Origin of the sequence: Massilia pseudoviolaceinigra (assembly GCF_030846505.1) — a bacterium.
Classification (GTDB): Bacteria; Pseudomonadota; Gammaproteobacteria; order Burkholderiales; family Burkholderiaceae_D; genus Telluria_A; species Telluria_A violaceinigra.
The window spans coordinates 125,850-145,654 of the sequence record NZ_JAVCWL010000017.1; the positions used below are offsets into that span (position 1 = coordinate 125,850).

Consider the following 19,805-nt stretch of genomic DNA (forward strand, 5'->3'; position numbering starts at 1 on the left):
GGGCGCGTTCATGCCGACGGTGCTGGTGTTCGCCGGACTCGATCCGTCGGGTGGCGCCGGCATCGCCGCCGACCTGACCGCGATCGCGGCCCAGGGCGCGCACGCGCTGCCGGTGGTCACCGCGCTGACGGTGCAGGACCATAACCGCGTGCACGACGTGGTGCCGGTCGATTGCGCCCTGCTCACGCGCCAGGCGCAGGCGCTGATCGACACGGTCGAGGTCAAAGCCGTCAAACTCGGCATCCCCGGCAACCGCGCCAACGCCGAAGCGATTGCCGCGCTGATCGTGCAACTGCGCCAGCGTCATCCCGCGCTTCCGGTGGTGCTCGACCCGGTGCTGGCCAGCGGCCATGGCGACGCGCTGGCGCGCGGCGACGCGCTGGCGGCGCTCATGCCCCTGCTGGCCGTGGCCACGCTGGTGGTGCCGAACCTGCGCGAAGCGGAAGCGCTTGGCCAGCTCGCGTGCCCGCATGTGCTGGTCACCGGCGGCCACGGCGAGGGTCCCGATGTCGTCAACCGCTGGCGTAGCGGGAACCAGGAGCACGCGTGGCGCTGGCCGCGCCTGCCCGGCGAATTTCATGGCAGCGGCTGCACCCTGGCGGCGGCGATTGCCGCCCGCCTGGCGCTGGGCGAATCGATGTTTGACGCCCTCGAACGCGGCCAGTCCTATACCCACCAAAGCCTGGCGCAATCGTTCGCGATCGGCGCCGGGCAGCGCATTCCACAGCGCTTACCTTCCTTACTATGAAACTGAAAGCGACACTCCCCATGCGCGGACTTTACCTGGTCACCCCCAACTGGGACGATACCGAACGCCTGCTCGACTGCACCCGCGCCGCCCTCGATGGCGGAGTGGCGCTGGTCCAGTACCGCCACAAGGATGCCAGCCCGGATCTGCGCCGGCGCCAGGGTGCGGCGCTGCTGGCGCTGTGCCGCCGCTACGGCCGTCCGCTGGTCATCAACGACCACCTCGACCTGTGCCTGACCTTGGGCGCCGACGGCGTGCACGTGGGCGGCACCGACGCTTCCGTGGCGCAGGTGCGCGCCGCCCTGGGACCCGGCAAGATCGTCGGCGCCTCCTGCTACGGCGACCTGGAACTGGCGCGCGCGGCCGAACGCGATGGCGCCACCTACGCGGCCTTCGGCGGCTTCTATCCCTCGCCGGTCAAGCGCTACAGCTTCACCACCGCGCCGGATATTCTGCTGGAAGCGCGCAGCCAGATCGCGCTGCCGCTGGTCGTCATCGGCGGCATGACGCCGCGTAACGCCGTGCCGCTGGTCGAACGCGGCGCCGACATGGTGGCGGCGATTACGTCGGTCTATGGCAGCGCCGATCCGGGCGCCGCCGCGCGCCAGTTCGACGCCTTGTTCGGCGCACAGCGGAAAACGTGCGCGAACGGGACCGGGGCCGTATAATCTTTTTACACTTCTTCATAGCGTAAAAGGACTTCCGTGCCAAATTCCGCCCCTGTCGCGAAACGCCGCATCCTCATCGTCGACGACGATCCGCTGCTCCTGCAGTTTCTCAATGAAGTCATCGGCCACGCCGGCTACGACACGGTGACCGCGTCGTCCGGCGAAGAAGCGCTGCAGCAGATCGTCGCGGGGGAGCCGGACATGGCGCTGCTCGACATCACCATGCCCGGCATGACCGGGCTGGAACTGGCGCACCACCTCAAGACCCACACCACGGTGCCATTCATGTTCCTGTCGGCCATCGGCGACAGCGAATCGAGCAAGCAGGCCGCCGCCTACGGAGCGCTCGGCTACCTGGTCAAGCCGGTCGACGCCGAGCGCCTGATGCCAGCCTTCGAGGCGGGTCTTGCGCGCGCCGACGATATCCGCCAGCTGCGCCGCACGGAACTGAACCTGAACGCCGCCCTGGCCGCCGGACGCGAAACCAGCCTGGCCGTCGGCCTGTTGATGGGCAAGTTCCAGACCGACCGCAACACCGCCTTCGAGGTGATGCGCGACCACGCGCGTTCGAGCCGGCGCAAGATCAACGAAGTGGCAGACCAGTTGCTGGCCGCCGAAGAAACGTTGAACAGTTTGCATGCCGGATTTGCCAGTCGTCTCAAATCGAAGTGATGCGACGCGAAGGCGTTGCGTGTTGCGGACGCTTTCAAAATAAAAAACTTGCACACTGTTCCCGTAGAGCAAAACTTTGCTACACTTGGTCCTGTGAGTTGCATTTCTTTATATGGTTGTTGCGTGACTGAGCCCTGACCCGCTCCTGTCCGCCCCTTTTCAGCGCCGCCTTTCCCCTGCGGCCGATAGATGTTTTCGGCCCAACTCCGCCGATTGTTCCCCTGATGTCGCCACGCTTGCGCTATTGCCGTGCGATTCAGGATGTCGATCGAACCGGTACAGAAAGGAGGTCGTCATGAAAGCGACCGCTAATTACAAACTCTGCATTTCCGACGCTGGCCCGCAAGTGGTGGCCAAAGAGCGCCGTACCCTGTTTTCCCACACCCCGCGGCGGCGCGAGGTCGGTTTCGCCTTTATCCCCCTGGACGCCGAGGCACCGCGCCTGACCGCGCCCTTGATGGACGCGGCGCTGGTACTCGGCTCCAGGGCCGATGCCGGCCCGGGCGACCGCGAGAGCGTCGTTCGCAGTGTGCCGCGTGTGCTGCACATCGACAGCGATGAAAAGACCGCGCTGGTGCTGGCCACGCTCCTGCAGCCGGAAGCGTGCGTGACCCACGTGGCCACCATCGCCGAGGCGCGCCACCTGCTTGGCACGCAACTGTATTCGCTGGTGGTGCTCGATCCCGGCCTGTCCGACGGCGACGGCCGCGCGCTGCTGCCCGAGCTGCTGACGACGCCCCTGCTGGTGTATTCGGCGCGCCTGCCCGACGCGCGCGACCCGGTGCGCGCCTTCCTGCCCAAGCCATGGACCTCGCCGCGCCAGCTGTGGAGCACCATTTCGACCATGCTCGGGATTGCACCCGGCATGACGGCGGGGGATTAGGATGGACACCGGCATCAACAACGGCCTCAAGTCCATCCTGTACGTCGAAGACGACCTGCACGTGCGCACCACGGCCAAGCTGGTGCTGGAGGTGATCGGCAAATTCGAGGTGCGCGACTGCGGCTCCGGGCGCGAAGCGCTGCTGGCGGCCATGGATTTCAGGCCCGACCTGATTTTGCTGGACGTGATGATGCCCGAACTGGACGGCCTCGCCACCCTGGCCATGCTGCGCCGCATGCCGCACCTGGCCGAGACGCCGGCGCTGTTCGTGACGGGCCTGACGTCGGAGGCGGACGTGCGGCGCTATGCCGAGGCGGGGGCGATCGGGGTCATTCCCAAGCCCCTGATGCCGCTGCGCCTGACCGGCCAGCTGCACTCGCTGTGGGAGCAGCACGCGCTTGCCGTGGCGTGAACGGAAGATGCACGCTTGGTTCCAGCTTGATATGATGGCGCAAGTGCGCCCGCGCGGCGCGATCCGATCATCTGAGGGACAGGAACAACATGAAAACCAAGGCAGCGATTGCATGGAAGGCGGGCCAGCCGCTGACGATTGAAGAAGTCGACCTGGCAGGCCCGCGCGAGGGCGAGGTGCTGGTCGAAATCAAGGCCACCGGCATTTGCCACACCGACTACTACACCCTGTCGGGCGCCGACCCCGAGGGGATTTTCCCCGCCATTCTCGGACACGAAGGCGCCGGCGTGGTGGTCGACGTGGGTCCGGGCGTGAAAAGCCTGAGCAAGGATGACCACATCATCCCGCTGTACACCCCCGAATGCCGCCAGTGCAAATTCTGCCTGTCGCAAAAAACCAATCTGTGCCAGTCGATCCGCTCGACCCAGGGGCGCGGGCTGATGCCCGATGCGACCAGCCGCTTCTCGATCGACGGCAAGCCGATTTTCCACTACATGGGCACGTCGACCTTCTCGAACTACATCGTGGTGCCCGAGATCGCGCTGGCCAAGGTGCGCTCGGATGCCCCGTTCGATAAAATCTGCTACATCGGCTGCGGCGTGACCACCGGCGTGGGCGCGGTGCTGTTTACCGCCAAGGTGGAAGCGGGCGCCAACGTGGTGGTGTTTGGCCTGGGCGGCATCGGCCTGAACGTGATCCAGGCGGCGAAAATGGTCGGCGCCGACAAGATCATCGGCGTGGACCTGAACCCCGAGCGCGAAGCGATGGCGCGCAAGTTCGGCATGACCCACTTCATCAATCCGTCCAAGGTGGAAAACGTGGTCGATACGATCATCGAGCTGACCGACGGCGGCTCCGACTACAGCTTCGAGTGCATCGGCAACGTGACCACCATGCGCCAGTCGCTCGAATCGTCGCACAAGGGCTGGGGCCAGTCGATCATCATCGGCGTGGCGGCGGCGGGGCAGGAGATTTCGACCCGTCCGTTCCAGCTGGTGACCGGGCGTGTGTGGAAAGGCTCGGCTTTCGGTGGCGCGCGCGGGCGCACCGACGTGCCGAAAATCGTCGACTGGTATATGGAAGGCAAGATCAACATCGACGACCTGATCACGCACCGGCTGCCGCTGGAACGCATCAATGAAGGCTTCGACCTGATGAAGAGCGGCGAGTCGATCCGTTCGGTTGTACTGTACTAAGCGCCTGCTCTAACAGGGAGGAATCGCGGCTGGCGCGCCTGGCAGCAACATCAGGCCCCAGGCGCAGTGCCATCGTTTCTGCCACTGGCAGAATCGATTTTCTACCACGGGCAGACACGATTCCGTCAAGCGCGCAGCCGCGCTTGACGGTGCTGACCCGGCATCAGTTTTGAAAACCAAGCCTGACGGGCCAGCACGGCCAAGCTGTTACCTCACCACAATTCCATTGGGCGAGATATCGATATCCACAGTCCCGACGCTGACCGACGCTACATCACTTGCCCAAAAACTAAGATTTTCGTTAGGTTGAGGATTGGCGCAATCGATCCGCAGGATCGATACGATCGTTGCGGTCTTTGTCTTTGCTTTCGAGCTGAATATATTCCAATAATGCGGTGAGGGCTTTATATCCTTGGGTGGAGTTTTGTAGCCATCTTTATGCGAGAACCGGGACATGCCATTTTGATCGGCCACCTTGACGCACAAGCTGGTATTGCTCGCGACATTGAATTTGAGCTCGCCCCATTTGTCTCCGGACGCAAGCAGCTCTGGCGCAACCGTGGTGTGCAGGTTGTATTCCCAGGTTCTGGCGGTCTCGCTGGCCAATTGATCGACGATCACGACAGTGGACATGGAGCGCAGATACACCAGTGTTCTTAGCGCCTTGGTCAAGGCCCCACCGTACGACGGAGCAGCATCGCTGGTCACGATGTCGTAGGGAACGGACGGGGTCCCTGGCACAGTCAGCGACGCGGTCAGCGCGACCGACGTCGATGGCCGCGCCGCGCCCGGGTTTAACGTGATCGGTTTGGCTCCCGGAGTGCGGCTGCCTTGGTCGCTGGCCATGTACTGCCCTTGTCCGACATCGAAAGTGATCGCATTGTGCGCCTTCGTCTGCTTGCTCCACAGCCGCCGATGAGCCGAATTGTAGTCGTCATAGTAGCCGCTATCCATCGCGAGAATCTTTCCTTTGTTATAAATAACAAAACTGTTCTGGTCCGCGTGGGCATGGTTTACCGACCCGAAAGGCGTGCTGCCCTTGAACAGGATGGATAATCTGTCCGGCTCAAAGGAGCTATGCAGCGCCGCGATACCAACGGATGGGAAGGCGGCACTCAGATACTCGGTAGGCTGGGGAACGGCGCTCTTTGCGCGCTTGCTCAACAACATGCTCAGCCGGGAGGGATCGTCGCCCGAGGAATTGGCGACAAACCACCGGGTGAAGTTCGAGTCCAAGCGGTTCATGATCGATTTTCCAAGCCGCGCCCTTTCGTTGCTCATGGGCGACTCCGCACCATCTCCAAAAGCGCCGGCGGGTGAACCCGGTGGAGTCGTGAAGACGATGAACTCCGGCAGATGCTGGAGATAAGGCTTGCTGTACAGCGGATAGTCGAGCACGCGCTCCATGGCGTCCCACGACAGGAGCGACTCGCTGGTATCGTAAAGTAGATAGGCGGAACCGTTTGAATATCCGCCATCCGCAGGATTGGTGGGACCGCTTGCGAATCCGCTATCCCCACCCCAGTTGGGCAGTTTCGTCACGTAGGTCTTGATCGCATTGTCCAGCCAGGCCTTGTCAACCGCGGCGCTGAAGTTGGGGTCGCCGCGCAAGAGCAGGTGCGCGCCAACGAACTTGCTCAGCCCGTTGAAGACAGTGCCTTCGTTAGGGGAGTCGATGACTTTTTGAGCCAGCGTTTTCACCTCATCCGTGCCCGTACAGGCGGTGACGAGATCGACGATGTTCTTTTTATCCGTATCGCTGAGTTTCTTGCCGTCGGTTGCAACGTGGCCCTGGACGAAATCGTAAGCGACGGCGAAATACCAGACATAGTCGCGCTTATGATAAATCCCGTCCGAGCAGTTATTTTTGACGATGGTTGGCGCGAACGCGCTGATACGATGGGAGAGCTCGTCCAGGTATCTTGAATCGCTGGTGACATAAAAAGCGAAGGCAGATTCGGCGGCGCCCTCCATCCATTTCAATGATTCATTCAGCGAATTCGCCCTGACTACCGGATCGGCACTCGTAAAGGCTTTTTTCACTATCGATCCATCTACTCCGTCGATATTCCTTCTGAGCACGTGCTCCGCCATGCTGTCGAAACCGAATTTCCTCTCGTACTTTGTTGCCTCGACGATGCCAAACAGCGAACGGTCGCCTTTTAACAAGCGCGGGCGTTTCGGCTCCGCCGCCACATCGAACGCCTTAATTCTTTGCTCCAGCAGCAAGCGTTCCTGTTCGGGTGTTGATGGCACGGTGGTGGCGGATAAAGCGGAAGTGGACATGCACGCGAGTGTTGTGAGCGCGACGAGTCGTTTGCTGAGCATCTTTTTCTTTCGATAAGCTGGGAGGGGGGCGGTTCCTGATCCGCTATTGGATCAGCCGGTTTGAAATTGTTTAACAAAAACTATAGAGTTCCATGGAAATAACCGCAAGGAAAATAGTATAACATGTGTTAAGGTTGACAAAGAAGCTACATGGGAAGGCAATAGCGTGATCGGGAAAACATCCCATGGCATCGGCATCTTTTCGTGGCATGCCAGCTGCCAGACTGCCGGCCCACGCCCCTGCGCACCTTCAAACCACCCGTTTTCGATCGCCTGATCCCGCAAATCGACTGTCCATCGCCTGTCGATGGAACCTGGCTGCCATCCTGTCTAGAGTCGTGCCATCAAGGCGCCGCGCCCGCGGTTGCCACCGAAGTAGAAAAAAAGTTCTAGACAAAACTATCTAGATATTTTATTCTACATTGGCCCTTTGACGGAGAGACCATGCACGCAGGAACCCACTCATGAACGCCATGCTCGCCGTTATCGTGCCCAGTCTGGGTTGGGCGCTGCTCGATTTTGTGTGGCAGGGCTTGCTGATCGGCTGCCTCGCCGCCATGGTGCTGGGATTGCTGCGCGGCGCGCGTCCCCAGCTGCGCTACGCGGTCGGCTGCGCCGCGCTGCTGCTGTGCGCCGCCTTGCCGCTGGCCGGCACGGTGCAGCGCGTGCTCGATGCGCAGGCGGTCACGACGATTTTGCCGCTGGCTGCGATCGGCATGCCGGCCATGCCCGGCGACGCGCCGATGCTGGCCGCGCAGGTCGCCACCTGGGAGCCGGTGCTGCAGCAGCGCCTGCCCCTGCTGATGTTTTTCTGGAGCTGCGGCGCCGGCCTGCTGGCACTGCGCCTGATGCTGGGCCTGGCCTGGGTGCGGCGCCGCAGCCAGCCGGGCCGGTATGCGCACAACGCCGCCTGGCAGGCGAGGGTAGACCGGCTGGCGCTGCGTTTCGGTGTCGCGCGCAAAGTCGCGCTGGGGCTGGTGGACGACTTGCCCAGCCCGGTCACGGCCGGCTGGTGGCGTCCGGTGATCCTGGTGCCGGCGTCGCTGGTAAGCGGCATGCCGCCCGACCTGCTCGAAGCCCTGCTGGCGCACGAAATGGCGCATATCCGGCGCCTCGACTATCTGGTCAACCTGATTCAAAGCGCGATCGAAATCGTGCTGTTCTATCACCCGGCGGTGTGGTGGCTGTCGCACCGGGTGCGGATCGAGCGCGAACAGATCGCAGATGATTTAGCAGCAAGCATGCTCGGCGAACCGCGGCGTCTGGCGCTTGCATTATCCGAACTGGACCAGTTCCAGTTCTCCACACCTCAACTCGCCCACGGGGCTCACGGAGGAAATCTTATGTCCCGCATCAAACGCCTGGTACGCCCGGATACCGAACCGCTCAACTGGAAAATGGCGCTGCCGATTCTCGGCCTGTCGGCCGCCTGCGCCGCCTTCTATGCCAACGCGCAGACAGCGCCGCTACCGCTTGCCAAAACCGCGCGCATCGATAGTGCGCAGGCGATTTTGCCGGTGCCGCCGGTACCCCCGGCGCCGCCCGCCGCGTCGGCCGCTCCCGCGGCATCGATGGATGTGCCGGTGCCGCCGGTACCACCCATGCCACCGATGCCGCCGCGTCCTCCCGTGACCATCACCAAGGGCGCCGGCGAGATGTCGTATGCGCTGGTGCAGGGCGCCGAGCGCAAGGGCATGCTCAGTGGCGACAGCCGCGATGTCGACGCCATCGACGCCGCCAAGCACACCGTCAAGGGCGATTTCCTGTGGTTCCGCCAGGGCGCCAAGGCTTACGTGGTGCAGGACCCTGCGCTGATCGCCAGGGTGACCGACGCCTATGCGCCGCTCAAGCGCCTCGGCGAGCGGATGGACGTGCATGGCAAGGAGATGGAAAAGCACGGCAAGGTGGTCGAACAGCTGGGCCGCGACATGGAACGCACTGTGGGCGCCAATCGGCCCGACGACGCTGAAACGCAGCGCATCACCGGTCTGATCGTGGCGCTGGCATCTCAGCAGGGCCGCTTGCAGCGCGACATTGTGCTGCTCGAGCGCCAGATCGACGACGCCAGCGGGGCCGAGCGCGCGCAGTTGTCGGGCAAACGCGCCCATCTCAACGTCAAGCTGGGCGACATCGAACGCCAGCTCGACGAGCAGCATGCGCAACTGGAACGCCAGCACAGCAAGCTCGCCGATGCGCGCGCTCCGATGGACGCCATCGGCAAGCAGATGAAAGAAGCCGGCAAACCGATGGACGCGCTGGGCAAGCAGATGAATATACTGGGCCGGGAAATGGACCAGCAAGCCAAAGCGGCCGAGCGCGTGATGCGCGAGGTGTTGCGCGACGCCGTCGCCAGGGGCCTGGCGCGGCCCGTGCCAGGGGACCGCGCGGGCTGAGCTGTCTGACTATTTTGGCAAATAGCCAAAAATGTCGAATCTGCAATGGTTTAGAATGGCGGCTCCGGCGATGCGCCGGGGTTGCCGCCCTATCTGACCATGAAAGTAAACATGAAAAAATTCATCAGCGTTTGTCTCGCGGCCACTGCCGTCTTGTGTATCGCTCCATCGCATGCCGCGCCGGTCGATATCACGGGTCGCTGGATCATTGACCTGGCGCCCATGGTGGCGGAGATGAAAGCGAAGAAGGCGCCGGCGAAAGCGATCGCGTCGATGGAGGAGACCTTCCGCGGCGGTATCATGACCATCGATGCGAAGGCGGTCAAGTTGAGTGTCGCCGGCTATGACGGCCAGCAGCCCGTCACCCTCAAATACAAAATGGTGTCGAGCACGGATAACTGCGCCACGATGCTCATGGATGGCTCACCGCGTCCCATTGCGTACTGTCTGGTGGCCGGCGGCATGCAGGTCAAGGACCCGACCGCCGGCATGACCCAGTTCTACCGGCGCCATTGATCACGCAGCGACGAAGGGCTGCAATATGTTAACTTAATTACATGTCGATTGTGCAATGGCTGTGCTCCGCCCAGTCGCACGCCGCCCCGGTCGATATCAAGGGAAGCTGGGAGATCGACCTGGCCCCGATGCTCGAACAGGCGAAGAAAAATAACGCCCCGGCCGAACAGCTTGCGCAGCGCGAGCGCAGGTTCCGGGGCAGCCAGATGGTGATCGATGCAAAAACGATCAAGCTGTCGCTGGCCGACAGCGTCGCCCAGCCGATGACCTATGAATACAAGATCGCCAAGACCGCCTCGAAGAAGGCCAACTGCGTCAGCCTGAGCATCGATGCCTTGCCCGCGCCGCTGGACTACTGCATCAACGATGGCGCCCTGTCCGTCAACGATCCCACCAGCGTGCCGGTGTCGGTCTACCGCCGCAAATAAGCAATGAAGCAATGAAGCCCGCAACACGGGCTTGACCTTTGCGATTACACGTGTAATCATAAGTGATCGATTACACGCGTAATTAATAAGGGGAGTGGCGCATGGAACAACAAGCAGGCGCGATCAGCGACGCCGAGTCGAAGGTCATGGAAGTGCTGTGGCAGGCTGGGCGTGCCATGCCGGCCGAGGATATCGTGGCCGCGCTCGTGAGCGGCCACCAGTGGCAGGAAGCGACCATCAAGTCGCTGCTCAACCGGCTGCTCAACAAGGGTGCGGTCAGCGCGCAGAAGGAAGGCCGCCGCTATCTCTACACGGCGGTGCTCAAGCGCGAGCACTGGCTCACCAGCGAAAGCAAGGGCATGCTCGATCGCCTGTTCGGCGGGCGCATCGCGCCGCTGGTGGCCCATTTCGGCAAGCACCGCAAACTGAGCAAAACCGACATCGCCGAGCTGAAACGCCTGATCGGAGAGCTCGACGATGATCAATAGCCTGCCCGATCTGCTGCTGCGCCTGGCCATCGCCGCCAGCGCGGCCATTGTGCTCCTGCTGCTGGTGCGGCGCCCGCTGCGCCAGCGTATCGACGCCCGCCTGGCTTACCAGGCCTGGCTGATCGTCCCGCTGGCCATGGCCGCCGCCGCGCTGCCGCCCTTGTTCGCCGCCCCGGTAAAGGCGCTGGTGCTGCTGCCGGCGTTCGGCCGTGCGGGGAGCGCGACGGAGGCGCTCAGCGCCGCCAATCCTGGTGTCACCGGCTGGCTGCTGCTGGCATGGGCATGCGGCGCGCTGGCCACGCTGGCCCTGTTCTGCCTGAGCCACCGCGCCTTCGTGCGCGGCCTGGGCACACTGACCGAGCGTGGCGGCCTCGCCTACGCCGCCCATGCGGCTGGCGGGCCGGCCCTGCTCGGGTTGTGGCGCCAGAAGATCGTGGTGCCGGCCGATTTCGAGCAGCGCTACAGCGCCGCCGAACAGGCGCTGATCATCGCCCACGAGCAAGTCCATGCGCAGCGTGGCGATGCCGCCGCCAATACCTTGCTGGCGCTGATGCAATGCGCCTTCTGGTTCAATCCCCTCGTGCATCTGGCCGCACCGCGCTTTCGCTTCGACCAGGAACTGGCCTGCGACGCGCTGGTGATGCGGCGCCATCCGGCCCAGCGCCGCGCCTATGCCGGCGCGATGATGAAAACCCAGGCCGGCGTGAGCGTCACGCCGTCCGTCTGCCACTGGCAATCCTGCCACCCACTCAAGGAGCGCATCATGCATCTGCAACAAACCTCACCAACCCCTTCGCGCCGCATGGCAGGGCGCATGCTGGTAGCGGCGCTGGCCGCCGTCACCGTCTTCGGCGCCCTGGCCGCACGCGCCGAGTCCACGCCCGGCTACGCAGTGGCCATGACGCTGCGCGTCGGGGTTGACGCGGCGCCGCAGAACGTCAACATTCTCACGCCGGCGGACTTTTCGGTGCGCTCGGGAGCGGGCGAGAGCGTGTGGACCGGCGATTTTTCGATTACCGCGGTCGGCACCGACCAGGTGTTCATCCGCAGCAAAATCAGCCAGAACGGCAAGCTGGTGAGCGAACCGGGCATGCTGACACGCCTGGGCACCAGCAGCGGCATCAAGATTGCCGGCGCCGAGGGCAAGCCCGGCCTGGCGCTTGAATTGACGGTCACGCCTGCGGCCCAGGCCGTGCCCGGCGCCTGACAAGGCCCGTTCGCCAGCGAAACCGCCGCCGTCCGGCGGCGGTGCGCCGGTATAATCACGGTATGCAAAATCTCCTCCATAACCTCAATCCCGAACAACTCGCCGCCGTCACCCTGCCACCGCAGAGCGCCCTGATTCTAGCGGGCGCCGGTTCCGGCAAAACGCGCGTGCTGACGACCCGCATCGCCTGGCTGATCCAGACCGGCCAGGTGTCGCCGTCCGGGATCATGGCGGTGACGTTTACCAACAAGGCAGCGAAGGAAATGCTGACCCGCCTGTCCGCCATGCTGCCAGTGAGCACGCGCGGCATGTGGATCGGCACCTTCCATGGCCTGTGCAACCGCTTCCTGCGCACCCATTACCGCGATGCCGCGCTGCCGCAAACCTTCCAGATCCTCGATTCCCAGGATCAGCTGTCGATGATTAAACGTTTGCTGAAAGCGAACAATATCGATGACGAAAAGTACCCGGCCAAAAACCTGATGTATTTCATCAACAATGCCAAGGACCAGGGCTTGCGTGCCAACCGGGTCGAGGCGCACGACCCGATCGAACGCAAGATGGTCGAGTTGTACGAACTGTACGACAACCAGTGCCATCGCGAAGGCGTGGTCGATTTCGCCGAACTGCTGCTGCGCGCCTACGAGCTGCTCGAACGCAACCAGCCGCTGCGCGAGCATTACCAGGCGCGCTTCAAGCACATCCTGGTCGACGAGTTCCAGGATACCAATGACCTGCAATACAACCTGCTCAAGCTGCTGGCGGGGCAGGGCCAGCAGGTCGCCGGCGCGCTGTTCGCCGTGGGCGACGACGACCAGAGCATTTACGCCTTCCGCGGCGCCAATGTCGGCAACATGAGCGCCTTCGAGCGCGAATTCCGGGTCGAGAACCTGATCAAGCTGGAGCAGAACTACCGCTCGCACGGCCACATTCTCGACAGCGCCAATCACCTGATCGCCAACAACAGCAAGCGCCTGGGCAAGAACCTGCGCACCGATGCCGGCCACGGCGAGCCGGTGCGCATCTACGAAGCCTCGTCCGACCTGGAAGAGGCGCAGTGGATCATCGAGGAAGCCAAGAGCCTGATGGCTGAGGGCTCGCTGCGCCGCGAAATCGCGATCCTGTACCGCTCCAATGCGCAGTCGCGCGTGATCGAGCACGCCCTGTTCGCGGCCGGCCTGCCGTACACCGTGTACGGCGGCCAGCGCTACTTCCAGCGCGCCGAGGTCAAGCACGCCATCGCCTACCTGCAGCTGATGGACAATCCGCACAACGATTCGGCCTTTCTGCGCGTGGTCAATTTCCCCACGCGCGGCATCGGCATGCGTTCGATCGAAGCGCTGCAGGCGGCCGCCGAACAGTACGGTATTTCGCTGTACGCGGCGGTGCCTTACGTGGCGGGCAAATCCGGCTCCTCGCTGAACAGTTTCGTGAAACTGGTCGAAGGGGCCCGCTTCGAGACCCAGCAACTGGCGCTGCCCGAAACGGTGCGCGTGGTGCTCGAGGCCAGCGGCCTGCTGCAGCACTACCAGAACGAAAAGGAAGGCGCCGACCGCATCGAGAATCTGGAGCAGATGGTCAATGCCGCCACCCAGTTCGTGCAGGAAGAAGGCTTCGGCCAGGGCGCCCCGGCTTACATGGGACCGAAGACGCAAGCCAGCGCGGGCGAGCTGATTTTGAATGGCGACGGCACCGAAATCATCGACGCCGACATCCCGCTCAACACCATCATGTCGCCGCTGTCAGCGTTTCTGTCGCACGCCTCGCTCGAAGCGGGCGACGCCCAGGCCCAGGCCGGGCAGGATGCGCTGCAGCTGATGACGGTGCACTCGGCCAAGGGCCTCGAATTCGACGCCGTGTTCATCACCGGCCTGGAAGAAGGCTTGTTCCCGCACGAGAGCAGCTCGCGCGAAATGGATGGCGTCGATGAAGAGCGGCGCCTGATGTACGTGGCCATCACGCGCGCGCGCAAGCGCCTGTACATGAGTTTTACGCAAACGCGCATGCTGCACGGCCAGACCCGCTACAACATGAAGTCGCGCTTCTTCGACGAGCTGCCGGAAGAGGCGCTCAAATGGATTTCGCCGCGCGTGCAGTCGCACTGGTTCGGCAACAAGAAGTCGGCCTGGGATGACGCCAAATTCAGCAGCGGCGGCTCGGACAACAAGATCGCCCAGCAGATCACGCAGAAAGCGGCCAGCAACGGGCCTGGATGGCGCATCGGCGAATCGGTGGAGCACGCCAAGTTCGGTGAAGGGGTGATTGTCAATATCGAGGGCGGCGGCAGCAATGCGCGCGCCCAGATCAATTTCGGCAAGGCCGGCATGAAAGTGCTCGACCTGTCAGTCGCCAAGCTCGAACGCGTGGCGCGCTAAATTGACGGCGGGTGGGCCGGCGCCCACCCGCTTGCGTCCTTGTTTGCGTTCCTACTTGAGCGCCGCCTCTTTCGCCAGCAGCGACGGGTCGCCGAAGATCTGCCGGTAGCTGCAAAAAATCGCGCACTGCAGCAGCAGCACGAACTGCAGCATCAGCCAGATGACGGCAATCCGCCCGCCCTGGCTGTCGCCGAGCAGCAGCATGACCATGATCGACGCACCGAAAAACATGGCGCTCCACGCCAGCAGCATCACCATGAACGGGCGGATCGCCCCGAAGATGCCGAAGACGCTGTAAAAGATCGCTTTGCCCGGTGACATCTGCTGCCAGTACGTCAGCGGCGGCGCGAAGCACAGCGCCAGCAGCGCCATGCTTTGCAGCAAGCCCGTCAGCAGTACCGCCTGCATGTCGGCGGTGCTGATCTTTTGCGCGGCGCGTTCGGCCAGCGGCACGCTCATCTGCTTGATGAATTCTGGCGAAATCATCAGCGCCAGCATCACGCCGAGCAGGATCGACAATCCCAGGTAGACCAGGCCCAGCTTGCACAGGCGGCGCAAGGCCGGCTGGCGAAATCCCGTCAGCAGCACGCCGGGCGTGACCGGCTGGTCCTGCCCGATCAGGTTGCAGGCCTGCAGGATCGCCATGCTGAACGAGGGAACCAGCACCATCGTAATCATCTGTCCGAGCAGGGGAATGGTGCTCAGGGTCAGGCTGAACAGCAGGGTGGCGAACAGCAGCATGGTGAGGATCGCCGGCTGCTTGCGGAACAGGGCGAATCCCTGCTTGATCCAGAGCCATCCGGTGATGGCGGGAAGGCGGCTCATGCGAACAATTCCGGGGCTGGGGTGGCGATGCGCTCGCGCAGGATGCGCTCGAAATGGGTCGGGTCGTGCGGGGTCAGCATTTCGGCTTCGCGCGGCAGGTAGAGGTCGTACAGGCGCGAGAGCCAGAAGCGCAGCGCGGCGGCGCGCAGCATGGGCTGCCAGGCAGCCTGCTCGTCGGCCGTGAACGGGCGTACCGCGTGATAGGCGTCGAGCAGGGCGCGCACGCGCTGCGCGTCGAGCACGCCGGTAGCGAGGTCGATGCACCAGTCGTTGACGGTGACGGCCACGTCGAACAGCCAGGTGTCGCAGCCGGCGAAATAGAAATCGAAGAAGCCGGTCAGGCGCTCGCCGACGAACATCACATTATTGCGGAACAGGTCCGCATGGACCGGGCCGCGCCCGAGCCGGTGGTAATGGTCGCAAGCGGCGAACGCGCTCTGGAAATGCATCTCGGCGCGCAACAGGTGGGCGTTGCGCTCGTCGAGGAAGGGCAATACCAGCGGCGTGGTGTCGTTCCACCAGTCCAGGCCGCGCAGATTCGGCTGCTGCAGCGGGAAGTCGCGCGCGGCCAGATGCATCCTGGCCAGCATCACGCCGACGGCCGCGCAATGGACCGGCTGCGGCGCCATTTGCGATGTGCCTTCGAGTTTGCTGACGATGGCGGCCGGCTTGCCGTGCAGCGGCACCACCAGCTCGCCCGACTCGTCCGGCACCGGGGCCGGCACCAGCACGCCGCGCCCGGCCAGATGGCGCATCAGTTGCAGATAAAACGGCAACTGCGCAAAACTGAGGTTCTCGAAAATCGTCAGCACGTACTCGCCGCGCTCCGTATCGATGAAGAAATTGCTGTTTTCGATGCCGGAACTGATCCCTTTGATGGCGATGGCGTTTCCTAATGGAAACTTCTTCAACAACAAGGTGAGGTCATCCATGCTGACCGCGGTAAAAACTGCCATGTGCAAGCGAAGGGTAAGGTGAGTCGATCGATATCGGTGCGCGCGCGCAAGGGGATGCGCGCGGGCGGATGGGGCGGATTACTTGGCTGGTGCGGGCGGTGGCGGCACCGGTGCCGCCTCGGTGTTAGCGGCGGCCTCGCTGGCGTCTTTTTTCTTCTTGTTCAGGTCGAATTCACCGACTGTCCACTGGGGCGCGCGCAGGGTCGAACCGCTGGCGTCGCCGGTCGAACTGCCGCCGGCGGGGTTGGTGCCCTTCATCGTATAGCTGCTCTTGCCGGTTTTGACCTTCACTTCCGTGGTCCGGCCGCCCTCGCGTTTTTCGGTGATCTTCGGCTCGTTCGCGCGCGGCGCGGGGGTTGCGGGGGTGACTGGCGCCAGGTTGCCGTCGTCGATGCGTTCGAGCTTCGGCGGCGCGTCGCTCGGCTTGGATTGCTGGGCCCCGGCCAGGTTCGCGTGGGCCAGCAGGCACAGTGCCAGGGTCTTGCAGAGAGAAGAAATGCGCAGCATGATTGGGTCGCCTTGTGATCGTGTGGACCATTGTAACAAACCCCCGCCCCGCCGTGGAAACACATCGTCCAAGCCAGTGCAATTCCTACCGCCCAAGTCCGCCCCCTACAACCGGGGTCAGAGCTCTGATTAGCAACAAATGCCGTCGGACCTCGCAGAACCGCAGTCGCACCCCGGTTTTCTCCGATTTTGCAAGGAACTGTGCCTCAAAAGTTGCCTAACCGGGGTCAGACCTCCGACTAGCAACAAAAATGTTTCGATTCGGGGGGCTGACCCCGGTTAGGAAACAAAAAAGTTGCGAGTCAGAGCTCTGACCCCGGTTGGGCGATATTTACAGGCGCTTCGCGCTTCGGGCCAGCCGCGCTTTCTGCGATAATGACCGGTACGCTGCCGCGCCCGCTCCTGTCCCGGCTCAACCTCATTTTTGGCACTATGCAAAATACCCTGCTGTTAGTCGACGGTTCCAGTTATCTTTACCGTGCTTTTCACGCCCTGCCTGACCTGCGCAGCCCGGACGGCCATCCCACCGGCGCCATGCACGGCATGGTCAACATGCTGCGCCGCCTGCGCCAGGATTATCCGGCTGCGTACATCGCTTGCGTGTTCGATGCCAAGGGCAAGACTTTCCGCGACGATATGTATCCGGAATACAAGGCCACGCGCGCGTCCATGCCGGACGACCTGCGCCTGCAGATCGAGCCGATCCACGAAGTGGTGCGCCACATGGGCTGGCCGATCCTGATGGTCGACGGCGTCGAGGCCGACGATGTCATCGGCAGGCTGTCGGTCCAGGCGTCAAGCCTGGGCATGAACACCGTCGTGTCCACCGGCGACAAGGACCTGGCCCAGCTGGTCAACGACAAGGTCACCCTGATTAACACGATGAGCAACGAGAAGCTCGATGAAGCCGGCGTGCTGGCCAAGTTCGGCGTGCCGCCCAACCGCATCATCGATTACCTCACGCTGATCGGCGACACGGTCGACAATATCCCGGGGGTGGCCAAGTGCGGCCCGAAAACCGCCCTGAAGTGGCTGGCGCTGCACGACAGCCTCGATGGCGTGATCGCCAACGCGGCGTCCATCGGCGGCGCGGTCGGCGAGAATCTGCGCCAGGCGCTCGACTGGCTGCCGCAGGGCCGCGCCCTGATCACCGTCAAGACCGATTGCGACCTGGCCGCGCACATGGTGTCGATCGCCGACACCCTGGTGGCGCAGCCGGAAAACAAGGAGGGCCTGAAAGCCTTCTTCGAGCGTTACGGTTTCAAGACCCTGCTGCGCGAAGTGATCCAGCGCGACGACGAAGGCGCCCCGCGCGCACTGCTCAATTCCCCCGAGGGCGACCTGTTCCCCGGCGCGGTGGTGCCGGTCATGCGCGGCGAGTACGACACCGTGGTCACCGAGGCCGAGCTGGAACGCTGGCTGGCGCTGGTCGATGCCGCCGAACTGACCTCGGTCGATACCGAAACCACCTCGCTCGACCCGATGACGGCCCAGATGGTCGGCATTTCGCTGTCGGTCGAAGCAGGCAAGGGCGCTTACATTCCGCTGGCGCACCGCTACGCCGGCGTGCCCGAACAGCTCGACCGCGAGGCAGTCCTGGCGCGCATGAAGCCCTGGCTGGAAGATGCGTCCAAACCGAAGGTCGGCCAGAACCTCAAGTACGACAGCCATATTTTCGCCAACCACGGCGTGACCCTGCGCGGCATCATGCACGACACCTTGCTGCAGTCGTACGTGTTCGAGTCGCACAAGCCGCACGACATGGACAGCATGGCCCTGCGCCACCTGGGCTACACCACGATTCCGTTTACCGAGGTATGCGGCAAGGGCGCCGGACAGATCTGCTTCGACCAGGTGGAACTGGGGCGCGCCACCGAATACGCGGCCGAGGATTCCGACATCACCCTGCGCCTGCACCAGGCCATGAAGGGCCATGTCGAGAGCGACGAGAAGCTCAATTTCATCTACCGCCAGATCGAACTGCCGACCTCCGTGGTGCTGCACAAGATCGAACGCAACGGGGTGCTGATCGACGCCGAGCTATTGAACGTGCAGTCGGGCGAACTCGGTGCGCGCATCATGGAGCTCGAGCAAAAAGCCTACGAGCTGGCCGGCGGGCCGTTCAACCTCGGTTCGCCCAAGCAGATCGGCGAGATCTTCTTCGGCAAGCTGCAGCTGCCGGTGATTAAAAAGACCCCGAGCGGGGCGCCGTCGACCGACGAGGAAGTGCTGCAAAAGCTGGCCGAGGACTTCCCGCTGCCGAAAATCCTGCTCGAGTACCGCGGCATGTCCAAGCTCAAGTCGACCTACACCGACAAGCTGCCCAAGATGGTCAACCGCGCGACCGGCCGCGTGCACACCAACTACGCGCAGGCGGTCGCCGTCACTGGCCGCCTGTCGTCGAACGAACCGAATCTGCAGAACATCCCGATCCGCACCGCCGAAGGACGCCGCATCCGCGAAGCCTTCATCGCCGGGCCGGGCAACGTGATCGTGTCGGCCGACTATTCGCAGATCGAGCTGCGCATCATGGCCCATATTTCGGAAGACGCGGCCATGCTGCGCGCCTTTGCCGAGGGCGAGGATATTCACCGCGCCACCGCCGCCGAAATCTTCGGCGTGCCTCCGGCCGAGGTGCAGGGCGAACAGCGGCGCTATGCGAAGGTCATCAATTTCGGCCTGATCTACGGCATGAGCGCCTTCGGGCTGGCCGCCAACCTGGGCATCGAACGCGCGGCGGCGCAAAACTATATCGACAAGTACTTCGCGCGCTTTTCCGGCGTGCGCCAGTACATGGAAGACACGCGCATGCAGGCCAAGGCGCGCGGTTACGTCGAAACCGTGTTCGGACGGCGCCTGTGGCTGCCGGAGATTAATTCGCCGAACGGGCCGCGCCGCCAGGGTGCGGAACGGGCCGCGATCAACGCGCCGATGCAGGGCACGGCGGCGGACCTGATCAAGCTGGCCATGATCGCGGTGCAGAACTGGCTGGAGACGGACAAGCTGGGCACGCGCATGATCATGCAGGTGCACGATGAACTTGTACTGGAAGTGCCGCAGGCGGAACTGGAGCTGGTCAAGACCAGGCTGCCGCAGTTGATGGCGGGCGTGGCGGCCCTGAAAGTGCCCTTGCTGGCCGAAGTGGGTATTGGCAAAAACTGGGACGAAGCACACTAATAACTTATAGATACCTACTGAAAGAG

The 19,805-nt window shown here is 63.4% G+C and carries 17 protein-coding genes; 13 read left to right on the forward strand and 4 right to left on the reverse strand.

Annotation, left to right across the window (positions count from 1 at the left end; translation table 11 throughout):
* The first annotated feature begins 10 nt into the window (after positions 1 to 10).
* From thiD to RBA40_RS18005, 6 genes are all read left to right on the forward strand, one after another.
* Positions 11 to 748 carry a bifunctional hydroxymethylpyrimidine kinase/phosphomethylpyrimidine kinase gene (gene thiD, locus RBA40_RS17980; RefSeq protein WP_306649188.1) on the forward strand — a complete coding sequence of 246 codons (738 nt, stop codon included), beginning with the start codon at positions 11 to 13 and terminating at the stop codon, positions 746 to 748.
* Positions 749 to 768: 20 nt separating this feature from the next.
* Positions 769 to 1,416: a thiamine phosphate synthase gene (gene thiE, locus RBA40_RS17985; RefSeq protein WP_306649143.1), complete on the forward strand. Its 648-nt coding sequence runs from the start codon at positions 769 to 771 to the stop codon at positions 1,414 to 1,416.
* A 36-nt stretch (positions 1,417 to 1,452) separates the two neighbouring features.
* Positions 1,453 to 2,088: an ANTAR domain-containing response regulator gene (locus RBA40_RS17990; RefSeq protein WP_099874343.1), complete on the forward strand. Its 636-nt coding sequence runs from the start codon at positions 1,453 to 1,455 to the stop codon at positions 2,086 to 2,088.
* A gap of 295 nt (positions 2,089 to 2,383) precedes the next feature.
* Entirely contained in the window at positions 2,384 to 2,971 is a 588-nt protein-coding gene (locus tag RBA40_RS17995; protein WP_306649144.1) for a response regulator, read from the forward strand.
* Between the two features lies 1 nt (position 2,972).
* A complete protein-coding gene (locus tag RBA40_RS18000; RefSeq protein ID WP_306649145.1) occupies positions 2,973 to 3,383 on the forward strand; it encodes a response regulator in 411 nt (136 codons plus the stop codon).
* A gap of 89 nt (positions 3,384 to 3,472) precedes the next feature.
* On the forward strand, positions 3,473 to 4,579 hold the full coding sequence (locus RBA40_RS18005; RefSeq protein WP_306649146.1) for an S-(hydroxymethyl)glutathione dehydrogenase/class III alcohol dehydrogenase: 1,107 nt from the start codon (positions 3,473 to 3,475) through the stop codon (positions 4,577 to 4,579).
* Between the two features lie 207 nt (positions 4,580 to 4,786).
* Here RBA40_RS18005 and RBA40_RS18010 read toward each other — a convergent pair whose 3' ends face one another.
* A complete protein-coding gene (locus RBA40_RS18010) occupies positions 4,787 to 6,907 on the reverse strand; it encodes a heparinase II/III domain-containing protein (protein ID WP_306649147.1) in 2,121 nt (706 codons plus the stop codon).
* 464 nt (positions 6,908 to 7,371) lie between these two features.
* Here RBA40_RS18010 and RBA40_RS18015 point away from each other — a divergent pair, with 464 nt between their 5' ends.
* The 6 genes from RBA40_RS18015 (at position 7,372) to RBA40_RS18040 (ending at position 14,314) form a co-directional block, all read left to right on the forward strand.
* The gene (locus RBA40_RS18015) at positions 7,372 to 9,300 is read left to right on the forward strand and encodes a M56 family metallopeptidase (protein ID WP_306649148.1); all 1,929 of its coding nucleotides are present in this window, start codon (positions 7,372 to 7,374) and stop codon (positions 9,298 to 9,300) included.
* 111 nt (positions 9,301 to 9,411) lie between these two features.
* Complete coding sequence (locus tag RBA40_RS18020) at positions 9,412 to 9,816, forward strand: hypothetical protein (protein ID WP_306649149.1); 405 nt, start codon at positions 9,412 to 9,414, stop codon at positions 9,814 to 9,816.
* A 41-nt stretch (positions 9,817 to 9,857) separates the two neighbouring features.
* A complete protein-coding gene (locus RBA40_RS18025) occupies positions 9,858 to 10,244 on the forward strand; it encodes a hypothetical protein (RefSeq protein WP_306649150.1) in 387 nt (128 codons plus the stop codon).
* A 101-nt stretch (positions 10,245 to 10,345) separates the two neighbouring features.
* Positions 10,346 to 10,732: a BlaI/MecI/CopY family transcriptional regulator gene (locus RBA40_RS18030; protein WP_306649151.1), complete on the forward strand. Its 387-nt coding sequence runs from the start codon at positions 10,346 to 10,348 to the stop codon at positions 10,730 to 10,732.
* Complete coding sequence (locus RBA40_RS18035) at positions 10,722 to 11,939, forward strand: M56 family metallopeptidase (RefSeq protein ID WP_306649152.1); 1,218 nt, start codon at positions 10,722 to 10,724, stop codon at positions 11,937 to 11,939. The genes RBA40_RS18030 and RBA40_RS18035 overlap by 11 nt, the downstream gene beginning before the upstream one ends.
* 62 nt (positions 11,940 to 12,001) lie before the next feature.
* Complete coding sequence (locus tag RBA40_RS18040; RefSeq protein WP_306649153.1) at positions 12,002 to 14,314, forward strand: UvrD-helicase domain-containing protein; 2,313 nt, start codon at positions 12,002 to 12,004, stop codon at positions 14,312 to 14,314.
* 51 nt (positions 14,315 to 14,365) lie between these two features.
* Here the strand turns inward: RBA40_RS18040 and RBA40_RS18045 are convergent, their stop codons facing one another.
* The 3 genes from RBA40_RS18045 to RBA40_RS18055 all read right to left on the reverse strand — a co-directional run bounded on the left by RBA40_RS18045 (position 14,366) and on the right by RBA40_RS18055 (position 16,602).
* The gene (locus tag RBA40_RS18045; protein ID WP_306649154.1) at positions 14,366 to 15,139 is read right to left on the reverse strand and encodes a BPSS1780 family membrane protein; all 774 of its coding nucleotides are present in this window, start codon (positions 15,137 to 15,139) and stop codon (positions 14,366 to 14,368) included.
* Complete coding sequence (locus tag RBA40_RS18050) at positions 15,136 to 16,095, reverse strand: homoserine kinase (protein ID WP_306649155.1); 960 nt, start codon at positions 16,093 to 16,095, stop codon at positions 15,136 to 15,138. Before RBA40_RS18050 ends, RBA40_RS18045 begins: the two co-directional genes overlap by 4 nt.
* Positions 16,096 to 16,173: 78 nt before the next feature.
* On the reverse strand, positions 16,174 to 16,602 hold the full coding sequence (locus tag RBA40_RS18055) for a hypothetical protein (RefSeq protein ID WP_306649156.1): 429 nt from the start codon (positions 16,600 to 16,602) through the stop codon (positions 16,174 to 16,176).
* 432 nt (positions 16,603 to 17,034) lie between these two features.
* Here RBA40_RS18055 and polA point away from each other — a divergent pair, with 432 nt between their 5' ends.
* A complete protein-coding gene (gene polA, locus RBA40_RS18060; RefSeq protein ID WP_306649157.1) occupies positions 17,035 to 19,779 on the forward strand; it encodes a DNA polymerase I in 2,745 nt (914 codons plus the stop codon).
* Positions 19,780 to 19,805 lie beyond the last annotated feature (26 nt).

Excerpts from the sequence above, each read along its gene's own strand:
- thiD (WP_306649188.1), top strand. The coding sequence starts at position 11 with ATGCCGACGGTGCTGGTGTTCGCCGGACTCGATCCGTCGGGTGGCGCC.
- thiE (WP_306649143.1), top strand. The coding sequence starts at position 769 with ATGCGCGGACTTTACCTGGTCACCCCCAACTGGGACGATACCGAACGC.
- RBA40_RS17995 (WP_306649144.1), top strand. The coding sequence starts at position 2,384 with ATGAAAGCGACCGCTAATTACAAACTCTGCATTTCCGACGCTGGCCCG.
- RBA40_RS18000 (WP_306649145.1), top strand. The coding sequence starts at position 2,973 with ATGGACACCGGCATCAACAACGGCCTCAAGTCCATCCTGTACGTCGAA.
- RBA40_RS18005 (WP_306649146.1), top strand. The coding sequence starts at position 3,473 with ATGAAAACCAAGGCAGCGATTGCATGGAAGGCGGGCCAGCCGCTGACG.
- RBA40_RS18010 (WP_306649147.1), bottom strand. The coding sequence starts at position 6,907 with ATGCTCAGCAAACGACTCGTCGCGCTCACAACACTCGCGTGCATGTCC.
- RBA40_RS18015 (WP_306649148.1), top strand. The coding sequence starts at position 7,372 with ATGAACGCCATGCTCGCCGTTATCGTGCCCAGTCTGGGTTGGGCGCTG.
- RBA40_RS18020 (WP_306649149.1), top strand. The coding sequence starts at position 9,412 with ATGAAAAAATTCATCAGCGTTTGTCTCGCGGCCACTGCCGTCTTGTGT.
- RBA40_RS18025 (WP_306649150.1), top strand. The coding sequence starts at position 9,858 with ATGTCGATTGTGCAATGGCTGTGCTCCGCCCAGTCGCACGCCGCCCCG.
- RBA40_RS18030 (WP_306649151.1), top strand. The coding sequence starts at position 10,346 with ATGGAACAACAAGCAGGCGCGATCAGCGACGCCGAGTCGAAGGTCATG.
- RBA40_RS18035 (WP_306649152.1), top strand. The coding sequence starts at position 10,722 with ATGATCAATAGCCTGCCCGATCTGCTGCTGCGCCTGGCCATCGCCGCC.
- RBA40_RS18040 (WP_306649153.1), top strand. The coding sequence starts at position 12,002 with ATGCAAAATCTCCTCCATAACCTCAATCCCGAACAACTCGCCGCCGTC.
- RBA40_RS18045 (WP_306649154.1), bottom strand. The coding sequence starts at position 15,139 with ATGAGCCGCCTTCCCGCCATCACCGGATGGCTCTGGATCAAGCAGGGA.
- RBA40_RS18050 (WP_306649155.1), bottom strand. The coding sequence starts at position 16,095 with ATGGCAGTTTTTACCGCGGTCAGCATGGATGACCTCACCTTGTTGTTG.
- RBA40_RS18055 (WP_306649156.1), bottom strand. The coding sequence starts at position 16,602 with ATGCTGCGCATTTCTTCTCTCTGCAAGACCCTGGCACTGTGCCTGCTG.
- polA (WP_306649157.1), top strand. The coding sequence starts at position 17,035 with ATGCAAAATACCCTGCTGTTAGTCGACGGTTCCAGTTATCTTTACCGT.